The sequence below is a fragment of the Bradyrhizobium sp. 23 genome (assembly GCF_023073295.1).
GTDB lineage: Bacteria > Pseudomonadota > Alphaproteobacteria > Rhizobiales > Xanthobacteraceae > Bradyrhizobium > Bradyrhizobium canariense_D.
On the sequence record NZ_JADPJF010000064.1, the window covers coordinates 332,373 to 332,619 of the forward strand.

The 247-nt window shown below is 64.0% G+C and carries 1 pseudogene; it reads right to left on the reverse strand.

The annotated features are described in order from the left end of the window. A pseudogene (locus IVB32_RS16810) lies at positions 1-247 on the reverse strand (transporter); the annotation flags it as partial.

The window sequence follows — 247 nt, forward strand, 5'->3', positions numbered from 1 at the left end:
GGCCGTGGAGCTTGCGATTGTCGACGAGGACGTCGACCACATTGCCTGGAAGAGCCTTCAGGATCTCGTCGGCGTCGATTTCGGTGCCAACAATCGGCTTTGCGGCGACAATGGCCGCCGTGCGACCCGCGATGACGATGTCGTCGGCCGCTTCAAGAACCGTGTCACGATGCGGCTCGACGTCAGCTCCCCCGCGCACGATCCGCTCGATTACACTGCGGCTGCCGATCTCGTCTTCGACGGCGCC